This is a genomic window from Aestuariimicrobium sp. G57, from assembly GCF_050110855.1.
Taxonomy (GTDB): Bacteria; Actinomycetota; Actinomycetes; order Propionibacteriales; family Propionibacteriaceae; genus Aestuariimicrobium.
In genome coordinates this window covers 254,216-276,617 of the sequence record NZ_JBNINW010000004.1, presented here as the reverse complement: position 1 = coordinate 276,617, position 22,402 = coordinate 254,216, and the positions used below count along the sequence as shown (strand labels likewise).

Genomic DNA, 22,402 nt, shown 5'->3' with positions numbered 1-22,402 from the left:
CTCCCGTTGGAGCCGTCCTCAACAGGAGCGGCGTGCACCTCAGGGGGAGCCGCGTGCTGCGGGACCGGCTGCACGCCGCCGCCGATGGCGGGTTCGCCCACTGCCCCCGACCCAATTCACCACAGCAGCGTGCATCGACCGGGGCAAAAGTCCCCAGAATCGGCCGTTTTGGCCCGGTCGATGCACATTACTGTGGCAGGTGCCCCGACCAGCCCCGGACGCAGCTGGCCCGGGTCCGACATGCGCCGCGGCATGCGGACCACGCTCGACCGGCTTTCCGAGGTGGCCAGTCAGCGCGCCGGGATCGGCGTGCCGGTCGACTGATCGGTGACCGTCCGATTGTCCAGCGGCCACTTCAGCGTGATCTCGGTGGTGTGGGTGCGGGGTTGGCCCATCCGCTGCGGCTGCCGTTCCCGCACCAGGATGCGCACCCACTGGGGTGTCTCGTCCACGGTCACGTCGGCCAGGTCGGCGGATTCCAGCACGGACCGGTAGGTGAGCACATAGCGCAGGGTCTGCCCGGGCACCGCAGCGATCGACTCGATCGGCACCGGCCGCGGCGTGCGCTGCGCCCCACAGCCGGCCAACCCGATCACCACCCCCGCTGCCGACACCACCAGCACCGTCCGGCGGCTGCACCCCGGGCTGGTCATGTCACCACCTTCACGGACAGCCCCGTCACGAGGTCGATCACCGGACGGCTGCCGAGCGGGGCGTCCAAGGTCACCTCAGTGGTGTGCTCGTAGGCGATCGCGGTCATGTCTGTGGTGGGCCGCCGCTCACGGACACGGATGCGCACCTGCTGCGGATCCTGCTGCAGCTCGACCTCGATGGGCAGCCGCACCTGGGCCGCCGACACGTAGGCCACCACGAGCCGGTTCTGCTGCCCGGGCACCGGGTGCACGCTGTTGAGGTGGGCATCGACAAGCTGGTCCCGGGAGCAGCCCACGAGAGCCAGTGCCCCGAGGGCAACCATGGACGACAGCAACACCCGGCGGGTGTGACTGGCTGGGTTGATCAATGTGGACACCGTCTGCCCTCCACGGTGCGAGCGTGCCCTCATCCTCGGCCAGCCGCCCGCTGAAGTCAAGACCCCTGCCGTCAAGACCCCCTGCCGTCAAGACCCGGCTGCCGCCGTCCACCCCGCGATGACCTCCGGGAACGCCTGCGCCAACACCTCCGGCGGCCGCGGACCCGGGTGTGCGAACCCCGCCAGCGCCTGCAGCGATGCCGCCACGACCGCCGCCTCGGGGGCCCTGACCCCGGCCGCCACCAGCGCTCCACATGCCCCGGCCAGCACGTCGCCCGACCCGGCCTGCGCCGCCCATGCCGGGCCTGGCAACGCCAGCAGCACCCGCCCCGAGGGCTCGGCCACGTACTGCGTCGCCCCCTTCAGCAGCACCGTCGCCCCGGTCCTGGCCGCCGCCGCGCGCACGTGGCGCACCGGGTCGTCCTCGACCTGGTCACGCCCGACGCCCAGCAGCGTCGCCAACTCCCCCGCGTGCGGGGTCAGCAGCGACCCGGCCGGCAGGTGTTCGGGCAACACGTGGACGGCCCCCGCGTCGACCACCACCGGCACCCCGTCGGCGCACAGCTCGTCCAGGCGCGCGGCAGCAACCTCACGGTGCTCGCCGTCGACCTGCCAGCCCGACCCGGCCACCCACGCCTGCACCCGGCCGGGGCCGGGCACCACGCTGGGCCAGCGGTCGACGACCCGGTCGGCCACCTCGGTGACCCCGGCGTGGCGCACCATGCCCACCCCGGTGAACAGCGCCCCGGCCGCACCGAGCACCGCCGCGCCCGGGTAGCGCACCGACCCGGTGTCCAGGCCGACCACCCCTCGTGAATACTTGTCAGAGCTCGCATCGGGCCACGGGTACCAGGCCGGCAGGTCGGCCGGTTCGACCTGCCACATCTGCGGCTCGCCCACGGGCACGCCGATGTCCGCCAGGTGGGTCGTGCCGCAGTGCTGCGCCGCCGGCGCGGCCACCTGGCACAGCTTGTGCGCGATGAACGTGACCGTCGTCGCCGCCTTGAACGCCGGCGCCGGCACCCCCGGACGATCGGCTGCCAGGCCACTGGGCACGTCCACGGCGAGCACGGGCACGCGCCTGCGCCGGGCCTCGGTGGCGAAGCGTTCGACCGTCTCGCTCAGCCCGCGGCGGCTGCCGATGCCCGCCACCCCGTCGATGACCAGCGCCGCCTCGGGCAGGGCGTCCAGCGCCTCGGTGCGCGAGACCAGGTGGCCGCCCGCCTTGAGCACGGCCCGCAGCCCCGCGGGGTGGGTCTGGTCAGTCACGGCCCACACCAGCACCGTCGCCTCGAGTTCGGCCGCCGCGAACAGGGCATCGCCGGCATTGTTGCCGGGCCCCGCGGCCACCACCACGACCGGGCTCTGCGCCGCGTCGTAGCGGCGACGGTCGAGCAGTTCGCGGGCCTGTTCGGCCACTGCGGACGACGCCCGCGCCATCAGGTCGACGCCGGGGTTGCGCACCCAGAACGCCTCTTCGGCCTGGCGCACCTGGTCGGCGGAAAGAATCGGGATCACGATCGCACCTCGTTCGCGTTGCCGCCAGCGGTCCGTTCGGCAATCACGAACGCGGTGGCCACCCCCGCATCGTGGCTGATCGAGACGTGCACCACATCGATGCCCAGGTCGTCCGCGGTCTTCTTGACGGTGCCCTGCAGCGCGAAGTGCGGGCGACCGTCGTCGTGGCGCACGACTTCACAGTCGGTCCAGCGCATGCCGCCCGGTGAACCAAGCGCCTTCGCGAGGGCCTCTTTGGCGGCGAACCGGCCGGCCTGCGACGTTACCGACATGGTGCGCTCGTGCGGGGTGAACAGTTTGATGGCGATGCCTGGCCGTCGCGCCAGCATCTGTTCGAACCGGCCGATGTGGCAGACGTCGACCCCGACCCCGATGATCATGGGTTCAGCGTAGTGGGGGCGCGGCCCGCACCTGCGGACCACGCCCCCACCAGCTCACCCGCTGCGGTTCAGCTCACTCGACCGTGACCGACTTGGCCAGATTGCGCGGCTGGTCGACATCGTGGCCCAGCTGGGTGGCCAGCTCGCAGGCGAAGACCTGCAGCGGGATCGTCGCGACCAGCGGCTGCAGCAGTGTCGAGACCTTGGGCAGCTTGAACCACAGGTCGGCGTACGGCGCCACCTCGTCATCGCCCTCTTCGGCCAGCACGATGGTGCGGGCGCCGCGGGCACGGATCTCCTGGATGTTCGAGACGACCTTGTCGTGCAGCTGGTCGCGACCCTGCGGGGGCACGATCACGAAGACCGGCAGGTCCTGTTCGATCAGCGCGATCGGGCCGTGCTTCAGCTCACCGGCGGCGAAGCCCTCGGCGTGCAGGTACGCGAGTTCCTTGAGCTTCAGCGCCCCCTCGAGGGCCACCGGGTAGCCGACGTGGCGCCCCAGGAACAGGATCGAGCGCTGCTGCTTCAGCCGCTCGGCCAGCTTCATGATCGGGTCGAGGTTGTCGAGCACGCTCTGGATCTTCTCGGGCATGGACTCCAGCTCGTCCATGATCGCCTTGATCTCGTCGCCGTACTTCATGCCACGCACCTGGGCCAGGAACAGGCCGAGCAGGTAGCAGGCCACCACCTGGGTGATGAACCCCTTCGTGGACGCCACCCCGATCTCGGGCCCGGCGTGGGTGTAGATGACGGCGTCCGATTCACGGGGAATGGTGGCGCCGTTGGTGTTGCAGATCGCGATCACCTTGGCATGCTGCTCGCGGGCGTGGCGCACGGCCATCAGGGTATCGGCGGTCTCGCCCGACTGCGAGATCGTCACCACCAGGGTCATCGGGTCGATGATCGGGTCGCGGTAGCGGAACTCGCTGGCGATCTCGACCTCACAGGGAATGCGGGTCCAGTGCTCGATGGCGTACTTGGCGACCAGCCCGGCATAGAACGCGGTGCCACAGGCGACGATGACGATCTTGTTGACGCGGCGCAGCTCTTCAGGGCTGATGCGGATCTCGTCGAGCACCAGCTCACCGCGCTGGTTGAAGCGGCCCAGCAGCGTGTCGGCGACGGCCTGGGGCTGCTCGAAGATTTCCTTGCGCATGAACCAGTCGTAGCCCTGCTTTTCGGCGGCCGACAGGTCCCAGTCGACGTGGTACTGGCGGGTCTCGACGGGGTTGCCCTCGAAGTCGGTGACGGTCACGCCGTCGCGGTCGATGACGACGAGTTGGTCCTGGCCGAGCTCGATGGCCTCGCGGGTGTATTCGATGAACGCGGCGACGTCGCTGGCCAGGAAGTTCTCGCCCTCGCCCAACCCGACGACCAACGGCGAGTTGCGGCGCGAGGCGACCACGCGGTCGGGGTCGGCCTGGTCGATGGCGACCAGCGTGAAGGCGCCGGTCAGTCTCTGTGAGACGGTGCCGAGCGCGGACGCCACGTCGGCGCCCTTCTCGACCTCGCGCCCGAGCAGCTGCGCGGCCACCTCGGTGTCGGTCTCGCTGGTGAACTCGATGCCCTCGGCCTGCAGTTCTGCGCGCAGCTCGGCGAAGTTCTCGACGATGCCGTTGTGCACGAGCGCGACGCGTCCGTTCGACGACACGTGCGGGTGGGCATTGGTGTCGGTGGGGCCGCCATGGGTGGCCCAGCGGGTGTGCCCGACGCCCTGCTGGGCCTCGGGGATCGGGTTGGCCTCGAGTTCAGCCTCGAGGTTGGCGAGCTTGCCGGCCTTCTTGCGGGCCTGGAGCCCGTCCGGCCCCGGCACGGCGATGCCTGCCGAGTCGTATCCACGGTATTCCAGTCGGCGCAGTCCACCGATGACGACGTCCTGCGCATTGCGATGGCCGATATAGCCCACGATTCCACACATGGCAAGAAACGTACATGAACACTGAGCGTTAACCCAACTCCACGCCCGGCGAGGCGTGCCCCGGCCTGCGGCCTTCCACATGCTGGAGCCTGTTGCGGCGGGGTGCGTCCAGACGTGTGACGCTTGCCTGACATGATGCTGCCTGCTGGCACTTGCCGGCACAAGCCTGAATCCGTGAGGACCCACACCCGACGATGCCACACGAGCACAGCGACCACCCGACGACGCACGTCTCGATGCTGCGACGCGACTGGGCCAACCTCGCTGACCACACCGACATCCACGTCGATGCCCAGACCCTGGCGCGGCTGCGCGGCGTCGGCGACCCGACCGACCACCACGAGGTCGTCGAGGTCTACGTGCCGCTGACCCAGCTGATGCACCTGCACCGGCGCCACCTGGGCCACCTGTACCGGGCGACCAACGCATTCCTCGAGCTTGATGTCGAGCGCACGCCGTTCGTCGTTGGCATCGCCGGTTCGGTGGCCGTGGGCAAGTCGACGACGGCCCGCCTGCTGCAGGAGCTGCTGCGGCAGGCCCCCGGCCAGCCGAAGGTCGAGCTGATCACGACCGACGGGTTCCTGTACCCGAATGCCGAGCTCGAACGCCGGGGCATCCTCGAACGCAAGGGCTTCCCCGAAAGCTATGACCGCCGGGCGCTGCTGGCCTATGTGGCGGCGGTGAAGTCGGGCCAGGCCGAGGTCGCCTCGCCGGTGTATTCCCACATGATCTACGACATCATCCCTGACCAGGAGCATGTCATCAGCAAGCCCGACATCCTCATCATCGAGGGCTTGAACGTGCTGCAGCCTGCGCGGGTGCACTCCGACGGTCGGGCGGGGCAGGCGCTGAGTGACTACTTCGACTTCTCGATCTATGTCGACGCCGCCGAGGCCGACATCCAGCAGTGGTTCCTCGACCGCTTCCTGCAGCTGCGCGCCACCGCCTTCCGCGACCCCGAGAGCTACTTCATCAAGTTCGCCCAGCTGAGCGATGCCGAGGCCACGACGATGGCCATGAACATCTGGGACGAGATCAACGGCCCGAACCTGCACTACAACATCGCGCCGACGCGTGACCGGGCCACCGCGATCCTGCGCAAGGGCCCGGACCACAGCGTCGGCGAGGTACTGATCCGCAAGGTCTGACGGGGGCTGGGGGTGACCAGACCCTGCGATCGGCATTCCATATTCCGCCCCGCCTGAACCAGAAAAGGGTTAGCGTGAGCCTCGCGCGGGTGCCCATGTACCCCGCGAACATCCCCTCCCTCGACGGAAAGGCACTTCCGTGAAGCGTCTCGCTGCGCTCATCATCGCGGTTGTCACCGCATTCGGGTTGCTGGGCTCGTCCAGCGCCTCGACCGCCCAGGCTGTCACGTTCAACTCGTGGCCTGCGGTCTCGTCCGGCAACACCAACACCTACCACGTCAAGACGGTGCAGTACCTGCTCACCGCCAAGGGCTACCCCACCACCGCTGACGGCAGCTTTGGATCCGCCACCACGGCCAACGTCAAGAAGTTCCAGTCGGCCAACGGCCTGGTCGCCGATGGCTCGGTCGGCGCCGCCACCTGGCCGAAGCTGGCCAGCTACACGCTGCGCGAAGGCAACACCGGCAATGCCGTCAAGGCCCTGCAGACCCAGCTGCTGCGCAATGGCTACTCGCTGAGCGTCGACGGTTCATTCGGGCCTGCGACGCTTTCGGCCGTGCGCAGCTTCCAGTCCAAGAAGGGCCTGACCGTCGACGGTGTCGTCGGCGCCAACACCTGGCGCGGCCTGATCGCCGGGGTGGCCTCGACGGGTGGCACCACCACCCGCGCGCAGTACGCCCAGCAGATCCTGAACGACTCGGGCATCAACCTGCTGCACTTCTGCGGCCCGACCTATTCCTCGCCCCGCCAGAACATGGTCGACACGGCGGCCGGCCGCGTCGCCTACACCGGCGGCGGCGACGTCGGCAAGGTCGGCGTCTACCTGAGCACCAACATGCTGCGCTTCATGCGTGACTTCGGCGTGAACAACAGCTACCGGGTGACCTCGATCGCCGGCTGCGACCATTCCAGCACCTCGCTGCACTACAAGGGCCGCGCCGTCGACATCGACTTCGCCAACGGCCAGAAGATCGACACCACCACGGCCGGCCGCAACATGGCCGCCCGGGTGCGCAATGCCTGCGCGGCTGCAGGCGCCCGCCTGACGCTGGGCCCCGGCGATGCGGGCCACAGCGGTCACGTGCACTGCGACTGGTCGGCCTGAGCGCCGGTCAGCCTGACCTCCAGGGCGTAACGCCCCGCGGCTGAAACGTTTGCCGCCCCGAGGGAAGTTTGCACACCGGCGCCGGTGTGCAAACTTCCCGAAGGGCGGCAAACGTGCTGTTGGGGGGTTCAGAGGCTGACCCGCTGCTTCACCAGCGCGGCCAGCTCGTCAGCCACCCGACGGGCTTCTTCAGTCGTCCCGGCCTCGACCATCACGCGCACCAGGGGCTCGGTGCCCGACGGACGAAGCACCACCCGGCCGGACGTGCCCAGCGCATGGTTGGCCTTCGCCACGGCGGCGTTGATCTCAGGATCGATGCCCGCGCGCGACTTGTCGACGTTGGTCACGTTCACCAGCACCTGAGGCAACCGGGTCATCACCGAAGCCAGCTCGGCCGCCGACTTGCCGGTGCGAGCCATGCGGGCCGCCAGGTGCAGGCCGGTCAGCACGCCGTCACCGGTGGTGGCGAATTCGCTCATGATGACGTGGCCCGACTGCTCGCCCCCCAGCACGAACCCGTTGGCGTTCATCGACTCGAGCACATAGCGGTCGCCGACCTTGGTCTGGTCGACCCGGATGCCGCGCTCACGCATCGCGTTGACGAAACCGAGGTTGCTCATGATGGTGGCGACCACGGTGTCCGAGGCGAGCTTGTGCTCTTCTTTCAGCGTCAGCGCCAGGATCGCCAGGATCTGGTCGCCGTCGATGTCATTGCCCTGCGCGTCGACGGCCAGGCAGCGGTCGGCGTCGCCATCGAAGGCCAGGCCCAGGTCGGCACCGTGCTCGACGACTGCGCGGCGCACGTCACCCATGTGGGTCGAACCGCAGTTCTCGTTGATGTTGAGGCCGTCGGGGTCGTGGTGAATTGCGATGACCTGGGCGCCCTGGGTTTCGAATGCTGCCACTGCGGTCATGGACGAGGCACCGTTGGCGCAGTCCAGAACGACCTTGAGCCCTTCAAGGCTTGAATCGGCGCCCAGCGACGAGACCAGGTGCGCGACATAGGCCTCGACAGCCCCGAGGTCGGTGGTGACCCGGCCCACCGAGGCACCGGTCGGGCGCTGCCAGTCCTCGCCCATGCGCTGCTCGATGGCATCTTCGAGGGCGTCGTCGAGCTTCACACCGCCACGGCTGAAGAACTTGATGCCGTTGTCGGGCATGGGGTTGTGCGAGGCCGAGAGCATGACACCCAGGTCGGCGTCCGCGTTGTTGACCAGGAAGGCGAGTGCGGGCGTGGGCACGATGCCCACCCGCACCACGTCGACACCGGCGCTGGCCAGGCCGGCGATCACCGCGGCCTCGAGGAATTCACCGCTGGCACGTGGGTCTCGTCCCACGATGGCGGTCGGGCGGGCGTCGAAGACACCGGCCTCGCCCAGCACATGCGCCGCGGCGACCGAGAGGTCGAGCGCCAGTTCAGCGGTCAGGTCAACGTTCGCCTTGCCGCGAACCCCGTCAGTTCCAAAGAGTCGAGCCACGCGTACACAGTAGTGCCCCGGGGCGCGTGCGCGAACCCTGCCGCACCCACTCCCCTGTCGACGCACCGGCTGGTTGCCCCTGAACGCAGCATCTGCCACTGTTTCGAAACAGTGGCAGATGCTGCGATGGGGGGCACGTGGGCGGACGATCAGGCAGTCGGCCCCGACTGCTGCACAGCATCACGCTCGGCCTGCGTGATCGGCAGCCCGGGGAACCGTGAGCCGTGGCCCTCGGCGACCTGGCGGTCGTGGGTCTCGCGGGCGCGGATGAACAGTTCCATCAGCTCGTCCTGGTCGTCGATCTCATCGCGGTACTTCTTGGGCATCAGCGAGATGTTGGCCATCTCTTTGACCAGCTTCGCGTACGTCGTCTCACGGTTGGCGGCGTCCTCGTAGCCCAGGTTCAGGTAGTTCTCGGCGTGGTGACGGGCGTTGTTGACGGCCGTCTGGGCCTTGCCCTTGGGCGAGACCAGCGAGGCGACGATCGTCACGGTCAGGGCCGCCACGATGAAGATCAGCGAGGTCGCGATGTCGATCTCGACCACGTTCACGGGCTCGCCGCCGTTGATGAACGGCACGTTGTTCTCGTGCAGCGCGTGCAGGATCAGCTTCACGCCGATGAACGCGAGGATCGCGGCCAGGCCGTAACTGAGGTAGATCAGGCGGTCGAGCAGTCCGTCGATGAGGAAGTACAGCTGGCGCAGGCCCATCAGCGAGAACGCGGTGGCGGTGAACACGATGAAGGTCGACTGGGTCAGGCCGAAGATGGCCGGGATCGAGTCGAGCGCGAACAGGATGTCGGTGCCGCCGATGGCGACCATGACCAGCAGCATGGGGGTGAGCATGCGCTTGCCGTTGACCACGGTGAACAGCTTGTCGCCGTCGTAGTAGTCAGTGGTGCGGAAGAACTTGCGGGCGAGCCGGATGATGAAGTTGTCGGCGTCATGCTCGTCCTCACCCTCACTGCGCAACATGTTGCCGGCAGTGACGATCAGGATCAGGCCGAAGATGTAGAACGCCCAGGCGAACCGGTCGAGGATGGCCGCGCCCAGGAAGATGAACCCGGTGCGGGCGAACAGCGAGAACACGATGCCGAACAGCAGCACCTTCTGCTGGTCGGCGCGGGGCACCTTGAAGCTCGACATGATGATCAGGAAGACGAACAGGTTGTCGACGCTCAACGCCTTCTCGGTCACGTAGCCCGCGAAGTACTCGGCCCCGGCCTGGTGGCCACCGAAGATCCACACGGCGAACCCGAACAGGATCGCGATGCCCACGTAGATGGCCGACCAGAAGGCCGCCTCTTTCAGCGTCGGAATGTGTGCCTTGCGCACGTGGAAGAAGAAGTCAAAGGCCAGCAGTGCCGCGATGAGTACGACCGTGCCGATCCACACGTACATGGGTGGGTTCACGCAAAGCTCCAGGGTGAAAATGCCGGACGAAAAAGCCGACGGGCGGTGGGACGCCTGACGGGTCGTCAGACGTGGCTGAAACCTGATGCCCCTGCTGGGCAGGGGAAGAGGAACGGGACCAAGGGGTCGCTCGCCCTGAGTGAGGTCGGCACCGCCGAGCCGGGCCTAGTTTAGCAAGCAACGAGGGTGCCGGGTTAATTCCGGACGGAGTTGGGTGGAGGTGGGGTGGTGGATGTGGTCGGGCCGCTGGACGCCCGCCGCGCACAGCCCAACCTGCACAACTGGCACCAGCGCCACCAACGCAGCCCGCAGCGCCGTTTCGAGGAGCACAACTGACACCAGCGCCAGGAATGCACCTGCAGGGGTCGTCCACGGGGCCCGGGTGACCGAACCGGGCCGCTGCCCCTGCCTCGTCCACGTCGGTGTGCCTACCCAGGATCTGAGAAACAAGTAGCCAGCGACCCAGTGACGCGAGTAAGTGCGCGTGGGGCGGCCGCTGGCTACTTCTTTCTCAGATGTTGGCCCCGGTCACTGTTCCGCCCGCCGCCACCCTGGCTCGTCCACCTGGCTGGCGGTATTCGACGTGGCTGGCGCTCTAGAGACCAGCTACGTCGATCAACGCCAGCTACGTGGACGACCTCACGACGCGCGGCACCTGCACGACGCACCACGTCCACCAACGCAACAACCCCCCACCACACGGCAGGGGGTTGTGCGAGCAATGCTGCGGCGGCCACCGGGGCCGCACACATCAACGCTTCGAGTACTGCGGGGCCTTGCGGGCCTTCTTGAGACCGGCCTTCTTGCGTTCCTTGATGCGGGCGTCACGCGAGAGCATGCCGGCCTTCTTGAGCGCGGGGCGGCTGGCCTCGGCGTCAACGGCGTTCAGTGCACGGGCGATGCCCAGGCGCAGGGCGCCGGCCTGACCCGACACGCCACCACCGTGGATGCGCACGATGATGTCGTAGGAACCCTCGACACCGGCGGTGGTCAGCGGTTCGGTCACGATCTGCTGGTGCACCTTGTTCGAGAAGTAGTCGTCCAGGGTGCGGCCATTGATGGTGATGGTGCCCGAGCCGGGCACGATGCGCACGCGGGCCACGGCCTCCTTGCGGCGACCAGTCGCGCCACCGGCGGCGATCACGGCCGGACGCGAGGTGGCACCACCGGCAGCGGCGGCAGGGTTCGAGTCGCTGCGGTAAGCGATCTCGCGGTCGTTCTCGTCGGTGAACGACTGCTCGGCGTCGTACTCTTCGACGTTCTCGTCAAGTTCCACGGTGTCAGTCACGGGAGGTCCTCAGTCTTTCGCAGTCACTGGGCGATCTGGGTGATCGCGTAGGGCTGCGGCTGCTGCGCAGCGTGGGGGTGCTCCGGGCCGGCGTAGACCTTGAGCTTGGAGATGAGCTGGCGGCTCAGCTTGTTCTTGGGCAGCATGCCCCAGACGGCCTGCTCGACGGCCTTGCGGGGGTCCTTGTCGAGCAGGTCACCGATCGGGGTGGCGGTGAGGCCACCGGGGCGACCCGAGTGGCGGTACCGCAGCGAGTCGGTGCGCTTGTTGCCGGTCAGGGCAATCTTGGAAGCGTTCACGATGACCACGAAGTCGCCACCGTCGACATGGGGCGCGAAGGTTGCCTTGTGCTTGCCACGCAGCAGGGTGGCAGCAGCGACGGCGAGGCGGCCGAGCACGACGTTCTCGGCGTCAATCACATGCCAGTTCCTGGTGATCTCGCCAGGCTTGGGAGTGTAGGTAGACACGGTCACGGACCATCTTCCAGTTGGTTGCTTTGGACTCTTCAGCAGCGCCTTCCTCGCGGGCTCGGGGTACACGACCCCGCATCCGGACCAGGGCCGGGCGCAACAGCGGACAACTTTACCTGCGACATTGATCGCGGTCAAAATGAGCGCCAGCCCGGCGGCGACCCGCTGATATTACCCCCTCAGCCACCCGTGGCCCTACCCTGTCCCCATGACGTCGCCCCGCTGGGCGCAGCCCGCCAGGTGGCCGGGTCTGGCCCGGGGTCTCGCCCACCTCGTCTCGCGTTCGCTCTCGTGCCATGCGGACGAACGGCAGCCCCTCACCCATCCCGCCTCGGACGCCGTGCGCGCCACCATCAACCGCCATGCCGTCGCGATCACCCACGCCCTCGACGACGGCCGCGCCGGACGGCTGTTCACCCAGCAGATGCTGAACACCTGGCAGGCCACATTGAGCCGGCGCCCCGACGGCAGCATGTTCGTGATCACCGGCGACATCCCGGCGATGTGGCTGCGGGACTCCTCAGCCCAGATGCGCCCGTTCGTGCTGCTGGCCCGCGACTGCCCCGAGATCGCCGCGACGCTGGCCGACGTGGTCGCCCAGCAGTGGGCCTGCATCGCCCGCGCCCCCTATGCCAATGCCTTCAACCCCGAACCCAACAACGCTTCGTGGCATGCCGGTGACCTGTGCGACAACCCCTGGGTCTGGGAAGAGAAGTACGAGGTCGACTCGCTGGCCTTCCCGATCCAGTTCGCGTGGCAGGTGTGGCAGGCCACCGGCGATGCCGCGGTCCTGGTACCGGTACGGGCCGGAGCCCGCCAGGTCGTCCAGCTGTGGCGCCGCGAACAGCGCCACGACACTGACTCTGACTACCGGTTCGTGCGCCCCGGCACGGGCGACACCCTGGGCGAGGACGGCCGCGGCACACCCGTGGGGGTCACGGGCATGACGTGGTGCGGGTTCCGCCCCAGCGACGACCCCTGCACGTACGGCTACAACATTCCGGCGCAGTTCTTCGCCGCGCACGCCCTGCGGCTGCTCGCGCAGATGGCCCGCGAGGCCTGGGACGACGCCGGGTTTGCTGCCGAATGCGACGACCTCGCGGCCCAGATCAGCGCCGGGGTGGCGCAGTGGGGGTTCGCCGACGACGGCACCCTGGCCTATGAGGTCGACGGCCTGGGCCACCAGCTGCGCATGGACGATGCGAACATGCCGAGCCTGCTCAGCCTGCCCCTGTGCTCGTCGCTGGCCGCTGATGACCCCGTCTACCTGACCACCCGCCGCTGGGTGCTCTCACAGGCCAACCCGCATTACCACCTGGGCGTGGCCGCGTCCGGGGTCGGCAGCCCGCACACCCCCTACGACCACATCTGGCCCATCGCGCTGGCGGTGCAGGGCCTGACCAGCACGCGCACCGAGACCAAGCTGCGCATGGTCGAGGTGCTGATGCGCACTGACGCCGGCACCGGCATGATGCACGAAAGTTTCCATGCCGACGACCCGAGCCGGTTCACGCGACCGTGGTTCTCGTGGGCCAACTCGATGTTCTGCGAGTTGCTGCTCGATGTGGCCGGGGTGCGCATGGATGACCTGACGGGGGCTGACCTGACGAGGCCTGACCAGACGGGGGGACCGGATGCCGCACACTGACCAGCGCGATGAGAACCAACACCCTGACCAGCAGCCCGGGGCGCGCGTGCATCGCGAGGTCGTCTCGTTCGTGCGCCGTTCGGCCCGCATGAACCCCAGCCAGCAGAAGGCCTGGGAACGGTGGTCACCCACCCGCGTCGTGCCCGTCGAGACCCGCGAGACCAGCACGTCGGTGGCCCCGCAGCCGGTGCCCGACTGGGACGCCATCTTCGGCCGCCATGCGCCCATCGTCGTCGAGATCGGGTCGGGCCAGGGCGATTCGCTGGTGCCGATGGCGAAGGCGCGTCCCGAGGTCAATGTGGTCGCGTTCGAGGTGTTCGAGCCCTCGGTGGCCAGCACCCTGTCGAAGCTCGCCCGCGAGGATGTCGACAACGTGCGCATCGTGATCGCCGACGGCGCCCAGGGGCTTGACCTGTTGTTCGAGCCCGGCCAGGTCGTCGAGCTGTGGACATTCTTCGCCGACCCCTGGCACAAGGCCCGCCACCACAAGCGCCGTCTGGTCAACGACGACCTGGCGGCAACCGTCGTCCGCCAACTCGCCCCGGGCGGGCACTGGCACCTGGCCACCGACTGGGCTGACTACGCCGATTGGATGCGGGAGGTGCTCGACCAGGCACCCGGGCTGCGCAATGTGCACGCGGGGTCGGGCGGGTGGGCGCCGCGGTGGGACGCGCGTCCGCTGACGAAGTACGAGCGCCGGGGCATCGAGGCCGGGCGGGACATCCATGACCTGACGTATGTGGTGGACGGCGGCGACACATGAGGTTGCGCATCGACCTGGCCTATGACGGCAGCCAGTTCTCGGGCTGGGCGGCCCAGCCGGGCCTACGCACGGTCGAACACGAACTGTCCGCGGGCATCGCGCGGGTGCTGCGGCTCGACCCGGCGCCTGCGCTGGTCGTCGCCGGACGCACCGACGCCGGCGTGCACGCCACCGGCCAGGTGTGCCACCTCGACCTGCCCGACGACTTCACCGTCGATCTGCGCGACCGGACCGACGCCGACCCGGCCGAGGTGCTGGCGCACCGGCTGCGGCGCGTGCTGCCCGATGACCTGGCGGTGCACGGGGTGCGGCGGGTCAGTGCTCACTTCGATGCGCGGTTCTCGGCGATGTTCAGGCGCTACACCTACCGCATCTGGGACGAGCAGTCGTTGCGCGAACCCACGCTGCGGCACCGGGTGGCGGTGGTGCGGGGCGTGGTCGATGTCGCGGCCATGAACTCGTCCGCCGAGGTGTTGCTCGGGCTGCATGACTTCGCGGCATTCTGCAAGCCGCGCGAGGGGGCCACGACGATCCGCACGCTGCAGCGTTTCGAGTGCGTGCGCCAAGAAGCTGCGACCACCGGGGCCGGGATGATCGTGGCGACCGTGGTGGCTGACGCATTCTGCCATTCGATGGTCCGCTCACTGATGGGTGCGGTGGTCGGTGTGGGGCTGGCCGGGACGAACCAGGGCAAGGTGCGCCGTGACGTCGACTGGGTGACCGGGTTGCTCGCGGCTGGGGCCAGGGACTCGTCGGTGACGGTGATGCCCGCCTCGGGGCTGACGCTCAGCGAAGTCGGCTACCCACCCGATGACCAATTGGCCGCCCGGGCGGCGCAGGCCCGCAGCCGCCGTGACGAGCCACAGCAACAGGAGTCTGAATGAGCCACTATTTCGAATCGCCCGAACCCTCTGCGGCCCCGGCCCGCGAACGTGAGGTCACCGCGACGATCTGGGGACGAGACCACCGCTTCACCTCGGCGAACGGCGTGTTCTCGGGCAGTCGGCTCGACCCGGGCACGGCGGTGTTGTTCCGTGAGACCACTCCCCCGGCCGGCGACGGCATCAGGCTGCTCGACCTGGGCAGCGGCTTCGGGCCCATCACCGTGGCGTTGGCGGCCGCCTGCCCGGGAGCGAGCGTCGATGCGGTCGACGTGAACTCCCGCGCGGTCGAGCTGACCCGGGCGAATGCCTCGTCCGCGGGGGTGGGCGACCAGGTGTTCGCGGGCTCGCCCGACGAGGTGCTGGCGCGCGATGCCCGCTATGAGCAGATCTGGTCGAACCCGCCGATCCGGATCGGCAAGCAGGCGCTGCACGAGTTGCTGCTGACGTGGCTGCCCCGGCTGGCACCGGGCGGTGAGGCATGGCTGGTGGTCAGCAAGAACCTGGGCGCGGACTCACTGCAGCAGTGGCTGGTCAGCGAGGGCTGGGCGTGTGCGAAGCATGCGAGCGCCAAGGGGTTCCGGGTGCTGCGGGTGACGCGGCCCGAGGACGACTGAGGGCCCTGGCGCTGGCGCGGCTCACGTCGTCCGGTTGCCCCTGAACGGCACTGCCCCTGAACGGCACAGTTGCCCTTGTGCCGGAACAAGGGCAACTGTTGCGATCAGGGGCAACGTGGCAGGGCGGTGCCCCCCACCCCGAGGCCGCCCCACCCCGAGGACGACTGAGCAAATCTGACGAATTGCTGTGTCCGCCTGAACCGCGCGCAGATGAGGCGTACCGTCGACAGAACAGGCCGGGAGGTACCTGGCCGAGGGAGGTTGCCATGGGGCTCGGGGACAAGATCAGGAACGCCGCCGACGAACTGTCGGGCAAGGCAAAGGAAGCCTTCGGCGATGCCACGGACAACGAACGCCTTGAGGCTGAGGGCAAGCTCCAGCAGGGCGAAGCCCATGTGAAGCAGGCCGGTGAAGACGTCAAGGACGCCGCCGGTGACCTCGTTGACGAGGCCAAGGACAAGTTCTGAGTCAAGGCAGACCAAACGCCGACTGACCCGCGGCCCGTCCCCCACCACCACCCGGGGGGCGGGTCGCATTATTGCCCCGGCATGTCCACCCCATACCCATTACCCATGGGCAGTGGTCAACTTGTCGGCGGTCTGGGGTAGGTTGATCCTGATCGCTGCTATTGGGGGAATCCGGTGCGAATCCGGAGCTGACCCGCAGCCGTGAGGATGTGCTTGGCGCATCCGAGTCGGAGTACCCATCGTGGCGAGCGCCCACCCCGTGGCCCCAGGGTCACGTCCGTCGTGGCCAACGGACTCCAGGCGCGCGACACTGCGCACCCTTCGTTGGTTCAGTTGAGAGGAAGCCAATGAAGCTCCGCCATGTCGCCGCCGCCGGGATTGCGGCCGCACTGTTCGTCTCGCCCGTCGCTGCCGGCATGGCGCAGGCCCAGGCCCCGCTCGCGGGCCCGATGGTGCCCGCCGCGGCCCCCAGCAGCCAGGCCACCGCCGCCGCTGACTGGCTGGCCGCGCAGTGGAAGGCCGATCCGTCCGCGTTCAGCACGGGCACCCTGGCCGATTCGATCATCTCGCTGGCCCCGACCGGCCTGCACGCTGACGTGCTCGCCGAGATGGACGCCGCATTGCGCGCTGATGCCAAGACCTACGCCACCAACCCCGGTGCCGCCGGCAAGGTCGCCATTGCCGCGATCGCCGTGCAGGCCCTGGGCGCCGACCCAACCAACTACGGCGGCGTCGACCTCATCAAGATCATCCAGGACGGGCTGGTCAGCAAGCCTGATGCGGGTGGCATGTTCAACCTGCCCTATGCCGTGATCGCGCTCGTGCGCGCCGGCGAGACGGTGCCGCAGGCCTCGATCGATGCGTTCGTGACCGCCCAGGACGCCTCGGGCGCCTTCGGCTACCTGGAGACCTGGAATTCCCCCGTGACCTTCGCCATCGACGTCGACTCGACCGGTGTGGCGATCGCCGCACTGGTGGGCCTCGAGGCCAGCGGACAGGGCGGCGCGGCCGTCAGCACCGCCCTCGACAAGGCCATCACCTGGGCCGCCTCGGCCCAGCAGGCCGACGGCTCGTGGCCGGGCTACTCCCCCGCGAATGCCACCGCCATGGTCGGCCAGGGCCTGCTCGCCGCCGGCCTCGACATGAGCGATGCCATCGCCTACCTGGTCGCCCAGCAGGCGAAGACCGGTGGCGCCGGCCTGCCGAACAGCCCCGACGGCACCGAGCCCGACCTGATGGCCACCTCGCAGGCGCTGCTGCTGCTCGCCGGCGAGAACTACCTCGACGCAGAGCTGCAGGCCCCGCCGAGCACCACCGCCCCGGTGAGCAGCCCCGCGCCCACCACCAGCGCACCGACCACCAGCGCGCCGACCACCAGCACCCCGGCTGCCACCACCACCCCGCGTCCGCTGCCCTCGACCGGCACCTCGGACGACACGACGCTGCCTGTGGTGCTGCTCGCCGGTGTGGCGACGACCCTGGTCGCCGCGGGTGCTGCCGCCCGCGGGCGCCGCAACCGATGAGCCGCATCGCGCGGATCGTCATCCTGGCCGTGCTGGCCGCCCTCGTGGGCACCGTCCCTGCTGGACTGGTGCCCACCGGGGTGGCCCACGCCGCCCTGCCCGCGTCGGCCTCGACGTGCACCCAGTCCGGTCAGGTGTGGCTGGTCGTGGTCGGGCCGAACGGCGAAACCGTGGCCAACACGTGTGTGGGCAATCCGTCGTCCGGGTGGCAGGCGCTGCAGAACGCGGGCATCTCGATCACCCAGCGCAGTTCGAACGACGGGTTCATCTGCCAGCTCAACGGCCTGCCGAACCGCTGCATCGAGGGCAATGAGTGGACGACCGCCGACGGCTACTGGCAGTACTACCACGCCAGCGCCGGCAGCTCGTGGACGTATTCCACCCGCGGCGCCAAGCAGTATTCGCCCAAGCCGGGCAGCGTCCAGGGCTGGTGCTACAGCAGCCGTCCCAACTGCTCGAGCTCACTGTCGACCGTGCTGAAACCCGCCGGCCTGCAGCCGTATGTCTCGGCGCCGCCGACCACGGCCAAGCCGACGACCACCGCACCGAAGCCGACGACCACCGCACCCCGGACGACCAGTGCGCCGAAACCCGCACCCACGTCCAGGGCCACCAGCGGAGCCACCCGCACGCAGGCCACCACCGCGCCGACCACGGTCAAGGCGACCGCGCCGTCGTCGGCGGCCAGCAAGGCACCGACGACTGCGAGCACCAGCGCACCGCCGTCGGCCGTCACCCCGTCGGCGCCAGTGACGTCCAGCATCGCCGCTGCCAGCACCGCGGCGACCTCGCCCGCCGGCACCGCCAGCCCCACCACCGTGGCGGCTGAGCGTCCGAGCAGCAGCGGCACCGGTTCGCCGTGGGCCGTGGCCGCGACCGTCGGCCTGGTTGCTGCCGGCGCCGCCGGCGCTGTCGTGGCCGTGCGCCGCCGTCGGGCCGATGGGCTCGATGACGACGACCTGGCCTGAGCGATGACCCGCACTGCCGTCCTGCCCGGTTCGGCCACCCATCCGGTGGCCGGGCCGGGCTCGACTGTTCCCGGGGCCGGCGTTCCCGGGGCCGGCAGCCCGGCGGTCGGCACCCGTCCGGCGGCCCGCAGCACCCACCCGTGGGCGTGGTGGGGCTGGGCCGTGGGGGCCGCGATCTGTGCGAGTTTCACCGCCAACCCGCTGCTGCTGGCATTGGTCGTGGCGGCCGTGCTGCTGGTCACGGTGCTGCGTCGCAGTGATGCCCCGTGGGCCCGGTCGGTCGGGGCCTACATCACCCTCGCGCTGGTCGTGATCGGGTTCCGGGTGGTGCTCACCGCGCTGCTCGGCGGTTCGCGTGAAGGGCTGGTGCTGTTCACCCTGCCCGAGGCCAACCTGCCCGACTGGATGGCCGGCATCCGGTTCGGTGGCCCCGTCACCCTCAATGCCGTGCTGGCCGCCGCCTATGACGGCATGCGGCTGGCCGCCATCGTCATCTGCGTGGGCGCCGCCAATGCGCTGGCGAACCCGCGCCAGGCGCTGAAGTCGGTGCCCGCCGCGCTGAACCAGGTCTCGGTGGCCGTCGTGATTGCGTTGAGCGTGGCGCCCCAGTTGATCGAATCCATCGGACGCGTGCGACGTGCGCGGCGCCTCAGGGGTGGCCGCAGCAAGGGCCTGGGTGCCGTGCTGGCGATCCTGGTGCCGGTCATGGAGGATGCGCTTGAACGCTCGATGCGGCTGGCCACCGCCATGGAATCGCGCGGCTACGGCCGCCGTCTGCGGGCCGTCCCGGGAGCGCTCGGGGCAGCCGTCACCGCCCTGCTGCTGGTGGGCCTGCTCGGCATGGTCGGGGCCACCTACGCCCTGTTCTCGATTCGCGGGGCCGAGGTGTGGGCGCTGGTCGGCATGGGGGTGGCGGCCGCGATGATGCTGGTGGGGCTGCACCTTTCCGGAAGGGGCCAGCAGATCAGTCGCTATCGTCCCCACCCCTGGCACTGGCAGGACACCGCGCTGGTCGCCTGCGGCATCGCCGCGGCCGTGGTCATCGGCGTGATCGATGCGACCAACAGTGCCGTGCTGTTCCCCCGGACGACCCCGCTGCAGTGGCCGCCGCTGACACTGGGCATGGTCGCGGCGGCAGTGTTGCTCGCCGCCGCACTGCTGTTCAGTGAACCGGCGGCACCCACCCCGGCAGCGTCCACCCGCGCCACCACCGACGACGAGGAGCCCCGGTGATCACCTTCGACCACGTCTCGATCTGGTACGACTCCCCCGACGGTGACGGCCCGGCCGACCGCGCGCCCGTGCTCGACGATGTGTCGTTCACCATTCCCGAGGGTGACCTGTGCGTGGTCGTCGGGCCCACCGGCGTGGGCAAGTCGACGCTGCTGGGGGCCATCAATGCGCTCGTGCCGCATTTCACCGGCGGACGCCTCGACGGCCAGGTGCTCGTCGATGGGCGCTCGACCCGCGACCACCGTCCCCGCGACCTGGCCGATGTCGTCGGCTTTGTGGGCCAGGACCCGATCCAGGGATTCGTCACCGACACCGTCGAGGACGAGGTCGCCTATGGCATGGAACAGCTGGGTCTGGGCCACGACGCCATGCGCAAACGTGTCGAAGAGACGTTCGACCTGCTCGGCATCGGCGACCTGCGCCGCCGCCCCCTGACCAGCCTGTCGGGCGGGCAGCAGCAGCGGGTCGCGATCGCGTCGGTGCTCGCGGCCCAGCCGCGCATCGTCGTGCTGGACGAGCCGACCTCGGCCCTCGACCCCACCGCGGCCCAGGACGTGCTCTCGGCTATCACCACGCTGGTGCACGAGGTGGGCCTGACGGTGGTGCTGGCCGAGCACCGCCTCGAACGGGTGATGCACGCCGCCGACTCGATGCTCTGGCTTCCCGGCGACGGGCGGGCCGTGCTCGGCAGCCCCGGCGAGGTGCTGGCCCACAGCAATGTCGTTCCCCCGCTGGCCGACCTGGCCCGGGTCATGGACTGGCACCCGGTGCCCCTGAGCGTGCGCGAGGCCCGTCGGCGGCTCGCGGCTGAGGGGTCGCGGCGCGTCCTCGCCCTGAACGGGCACGCGCACGCACCGACCCCGCAAGACGCGGCTGACCCCCTTGTCAGCGTGCAGAAACTGGCTGTGAGACGCGGACGGGTGCAGGCCCTGGGCGGGGTGAACCTGGACTTCCGGGCCGGCGAGGTCAGCGCGGTGATGGGACGCAACGGCGCCGGCAAGTCGACGCTGATGTGGGCGTTGCAGGGCGCGCTGGAGCACCGCGGCAGCATCGACGTCGCGGGAACCAACCCGCGCACCACCGACCCGGCCGTGCTGCGCCGCACCCTGGCGCTGGTGCCCCAGACCGCCGCCGACCTGCTCTACCTGCCCACCGTCGCCCAGGAATGCGCGCAGGCCGACAAGGAGTCCGGGGTCGCGGCCGGCACCACTGCGGGGCTGCTCGACGAGCTGGGGCTGGTGCTCGACCCGTCCGCGAACCCCCGCGACCTGTCCGAGGGGCAGCGGTTGGGGCTGGTGCTGGCGATCCAGTTGGCGGCGGGTCCGCGGGTGTTGTTGCTGGACGAGCCGACGCGCGGCCTGGACTATGCGATGAAGCACCAGTTGGTCGGCATGCTGGGCGGGCTCGCCGCGCGCGGCACGTGTGTGGTGGTGAGCACCCACGACGTGGAGTTCGCCGCGGCCGTGTCGCAGCGCACGGTGGTGCTGGGCGACGGCGAGGTGGTGGCCGACGGGCCGACCCGTGAGGTGCTGACGAGTTCGCCGACGTTCGCGCCGCAGTTGTCGAAGGTGTTCTTCCCCCGGCGGGTGCTGACGCTGGCCGACCTGGCGCCGCAGGGTGTCGGGACTGGTGCCGGGCAGCCCGCAGCCGAGCACCCCGTGGCGGTCAGGTCATGAGCCAGACGCGCACTGCTCGTCCGGCACCCGCGATGGCCCTGTCGGCCCGCACGTGGGTGATGGTCGCGATCGCGGCCGTGCTGGCGGTGATCACGTTCTGCTGGCCGCTGTTCCTGGCGCCCGGGTCGGCGCTGACCACCAACGACTTCGCCCCGATGCTGCTGATCGGCGTGGTCGGGCTGGTGGTGGCGGTGATCACCGCACAGGTCACGGGCGAGCATTCCGATGTGAAGGCGCTGGCGCTGCTGGGGGTGATGTCGGCGGTCGTGGCCGGGGTGCGTCCCCTGGGGGCCGGGACGGCGGGGCTCGAGACGGTGTTCTTTCCCATCATCTTGTCGGGGCGGGTGTTCGGGCCGGGGTTCGGGTTCGTGCTCGGCAATACCGGCCTGTTCGCGTCGGCGCTGCTGACCGGCGGGGTGGGGCCGTGGCTGCCGTTCCAGATGCTTGCCGCGGGGTTGGTGGGGCTCGGCGCGGGGTTGTTGCCGCAGTGGCGCGGGGCCCTCGAGGTGGTGCTGCTGGTGGCCTATGGCGCGGTGGCCTCGTTCGCCTATGGCTGGCTCATGGACTTCTCGTTCTGGCCGTTCGCCGCCGGCGGTGATTCCCAGATCTCGTATGACCCCAGCGCCGGGCCGGGGGGCAACCTGGTGCGGTTCTTCTGGTTCAACGTGGCCACCTCGATGGGCTGGAACCTGGGCCGCGCGGTGATGACCGGGGCCCTGTTGCTGGTGCTCGGTCCCCCGCTGTTGCGCGTCCTGCGCCGTGCCTCGCGACGGGCCTCGTTCGGGCGGGCGTCGTCCGGGCTGGGGTCGTCCACGGGTCGCGCAGCGGGTGCGCCAACGGCTGAATGATCGTGAGAACCGTGGCGGCCCCTTGGACGGA

Annotated in this window: 21 protein-coding genes and 1 riboswitch; of the genes, 12 read left to right on the top strand and 9 right to left on the bottom strand. The window is 69.6% G+C overall.

Translation table 11 applies throughout. From position 1 onward, the window contains the following. Positions 1-290 precede the first annotated feature (290 nt). From ACQCX5_RS11280 to glmS, 5 genes are all read right to left on the bottom strand, one after another. Positions 291-653: a hypothetical protein gene (locus tag ACQCX5_RS11280; protein WP_434542126.1), complete on the bottom strand. Its 363-nt coding sequence runs from the start codon at positions 651-653 to the stop codon at positions 291-293. Then, on the bottom strand, positions 650-1,030 hold the full coding sequence (locus tag ACQCX5_RS11275; RefSeq protein WP_434542125.1) for a hypothetical protein: 381 nt from the start codon (positions 1,028-1,030) through the stop codon (positions 650-652). The genes ACQCX5_RS11280 and ACQCX5_RS11275 overlap by 4 nt, the downstream gene beginning before the upstream one ends. An 87-nt stretch (positions 1,031-1,117) precedes the next feature. Continuing rightward, on the bottom strand, positions 1,118-2,548 hold the full coding sequence (locus ACQCX5_RS11270; RefSeq protein ID WP_434542124.1) for a bifunctional ADP-dependent NAD(P)H-hydrate dehydratase/NAD(P)H-hydrate epimerase: 1,431 nt from the start codon (positions 2,546-2,548) through the stop codon (positions 1,118-1,120). After that, positions 2,545-2,928: a holo-ACP synthase gene (locus ACQCX5_RS11265; protein ID WP_434542123.1), complete on the bottom strand. Its 384-nt coding sequence runs from the start codon at positions 2,926-2,928 to the stop codon at positions 2,545-2,547. Before ACQCX5_RS11265 ends, ACQCX5_RS11270 begins: the two co-directional genes overlap by 4 nt. A gap of 73 nt (positions 2,929-3,001) precedes the next feature. Further along, positions 3,002-4,846: a glutamine--fructose-6-phosphate transaminase (isomerizing) gene (gene glmS, locus ACQCX5_RS11260; protein ID WP_434542122.1), complete on the bottom strand. Its 1,845-nt coding sequence runs from the start codon at positions 4,844-4,846 to the stop codon at positions 3,002-3,004. Positions 4,847-5,040: 194 nt separating this feature from the next. On the opposite strand from glmS, the gene coaA reads away from it, so the two are divergent. Next, the gene (gene coaA, locus ACQCX5_RS11255; protein ID WP_434542121.1) at positions 5,041-5,994 is read left to right on the top strand and encodes a type I pantothenate kinase; all 954 of its coding nucleotides are present in this window, start codon (positions 5,041-5,043) and stop codon (positions 5,992-5,994) included. Between the two features lie 139 nt (positions 5,995-6,133). Further along, on the top strand, positions 6,134-7,099 hold the full coding sequence (locus tag ACQCX5_RS11250; RefSeq protein WP_434542120.1) for a peptidoglycan-binding domain-containing protein: 966 nt from the start codon (positions 6,134-6,136) through the stop codon (positions 7,097-7,099). 128 nt (positions 7,100-7,227) lie between these two features. Here the strand turns inward: ACQCX5_RS11250 and glmM are convergent, their stop codons facing one another. From glmM to rplM, 4 genes are all read right to left on the bottom strand, one after another. Further along, the gene (gene glmM, locus ACQCX5_RS11245) at positions 7,228-8,577 is read right to left on the bottom strand and encodes a phosphoglucosamine mutase (RefSeq protein ID WP_434542119.1); all 1,350 of its coding nucleotides are present in this window, start codon (positions 8,575-8,577) and stop codon (positions 7,228-7,230) included. Between the two features lie 149 nt (positions 8,578-8,726). Beyond that, positions 8,727-9,989, bottom strand: a complete 1,263-nt coding sequence (locus ACQCX5_RS11240; protein WP_434542118.1) for a TerC family protein — start codon at positions 9,987-9,989, stop codon at positions 8,727-8,729. Between the two features lie 751 nt (positions 9,990-10,740). Continuing rightward, a complete protein-coding gene (rpsI, locus tag ACQCX5_RS11235; RefSeq protein WP_434542117.1) occupies positions 10,741-11,277 on the bottom strand; it encodes a 30S ribosomal protein S9 in 537 nt (178 codons plus the stop codon). A gap of 23 nt (positions 11,278-11,300) precedes the next feature. After that, positions 11,301-11,744 (bottom strand): 50S ribosomal protein L13, encoded by a 444-nt coding sequence (gene rplM, locus ACQCX5_RS11230; RefSeq protein WP_434542116.1) that lies wholly within the window; start codon positions 11,742-11,744, stop codon positions 11,301-11,303. Between the two features lie 211 nt (positions 11,745-11,955). Here rplM and ACQCX5_RS11225 point away from each other — a divergent pair, with 211 nt between their 5' ends. The 10 genes from ACQCX5_RS11225 (at position 11,956) to ACQCX5_RS11180 (ending at position 22,371) form a co-directional block, all read left to right on the top strand. Further along, positions 11,956-13,395 carry a glycoside hydrolase family 125 protein gene (locus tag ACQCX5_RS11225; protein ID WP_434542115.1) on the top strand — a complete coding sequence of 480 codons (1,440 nt, stop codon included), beginning with the start codon at positions 11,956-11,958 and terminating at the stop codon, positions 13,393-13,395. Further along, entirely contained in the window at positions 13,382-14,158 is a 777-nt protein-coding gene (gene trmB, locus ACQCX5_RS11220; RefSeq protein ID WP_434542114.1) for a tRNA (guanosine(46)-N7)-methyltransferase TrmB, read from the top strand. The genes ACQCX5_RS11225 and trmB overlap by 14 nt, the downstream gene beginning before the upstream one ends. Next, complete coding sequence (truA, locus tag ACQCX5_RS11215) at positions 14,155-15,042, top strand: tRNA pseudouridine(38-40) synthase TruA (protein WP_434542113.1); 888 nt, start codon at positions 14,155-14,157, stop codon at positions 15,040-15,042. The genes trmB and truA overlap by 4 nt, the downstream gene beginning before the upstream one ends. Further along, positions 15,039-15,656, top strand: coding sequence for a class I SAM-dependent methyltransferase (locus tag ACQCX5_RS11210; protein ID WP_434542112.1), 618 nt, complete (start codon positions 15,039-15,041; stop codon positions 15,654-15,656). The genes truA and ACQCX5_RS11210 overlap by 4 nt, the downstream gene beginning before the upstream one ends. 266 nt (positions 15,657-15,922) lie before the next feature. Further along, the gene (locus tag ACQCX5_RS11205; RefSeq protein WP_434542111.1) at positions 15,923-16,123 is read left to right on the top strand and encodes a CsbD family protein; all 201 of its coding nucleotides are present in this window, start codon (positions 15,923-15,925) and stop codon (positions 16,121-16,123) included. Between the two features lie 118 nt (positions 16,124-16,241). Continuing rightward, a riboswitch (cobalamin riboswitch) is annotated at positions 16,242-16,381 on the top strand. A gap of 89 nt (positions 16,382-16,470) precedes the next feature. Next, the gene (locus tag ACQCX5_RS11200) at positions 16,471-17,646 is read left to right on the top strand and encodes a prenyltransferase/squalene oxidase repeat-containing protein (protein ID WP_434542110.1); all 1,176 of its coding nucleotides are present in this window, start codon (positions 16,471-16,473) and stop codon (positions 17,644-17,646) included. Then, positions 17,643-18,614 (top strand): hypothetical protein, encoded by a 972-nt coding sequence (locus tag ACQCX5_RS11195; protein WP_434542109.1) that lies wholly within the window; start codon positions 17,643-17,645, stop codon positions 18,612-18,614. The genes ACQCX5_RS11200 and ACQCX5_RS11195 overlap by 4 nt, the downstream gene beginning before the upstream one ends. Before the next feature lie 3 nt (positions 18,615-18,617). After that, positions 18,618-19,847: a CbiQ family ECF transporter T component gene (locus ACQCX5_RS11190; protein ID WP_434542108.1), complete on the top strand. Its 1,230-nt coding sequence runs from the start codon at positions 18,618-18,620 to the stop codon at positions 19,845-19,847. Next, entirely contained in the window at positions 19,844-21,523 is a 1,680-nt protein-coding gene (locus ACQCX5_RS11185) for an ABC transporter ATP-binding protein (protein ID WP_434542107.1), read from the top strand. The genes ACQCX5_RS11190 and ACQCX5_RS11185 overlap by 4 nt, the downstream gene beginning before the upstream one ends. After that, positions 21,520-22,371 carry an ECF transporter S component gene (locus ACQCX5_RS11180; RefSeq protein WP_434542106.1) on the top strand — a complete coding sequence of 284 codons (852 nt, stop codon included), beginning with the start codon at positions 21,520-21,522 and terminating at the stop codon, positions 22,369-22,371. The genes ACQCX5_RS11185 and ACQCX5_RS11180 overlap by 4 nt, the downstream gene beginning before the upstream one ends. Positions 22,372-22,402 lie beyond the last annotated feature (31 nt).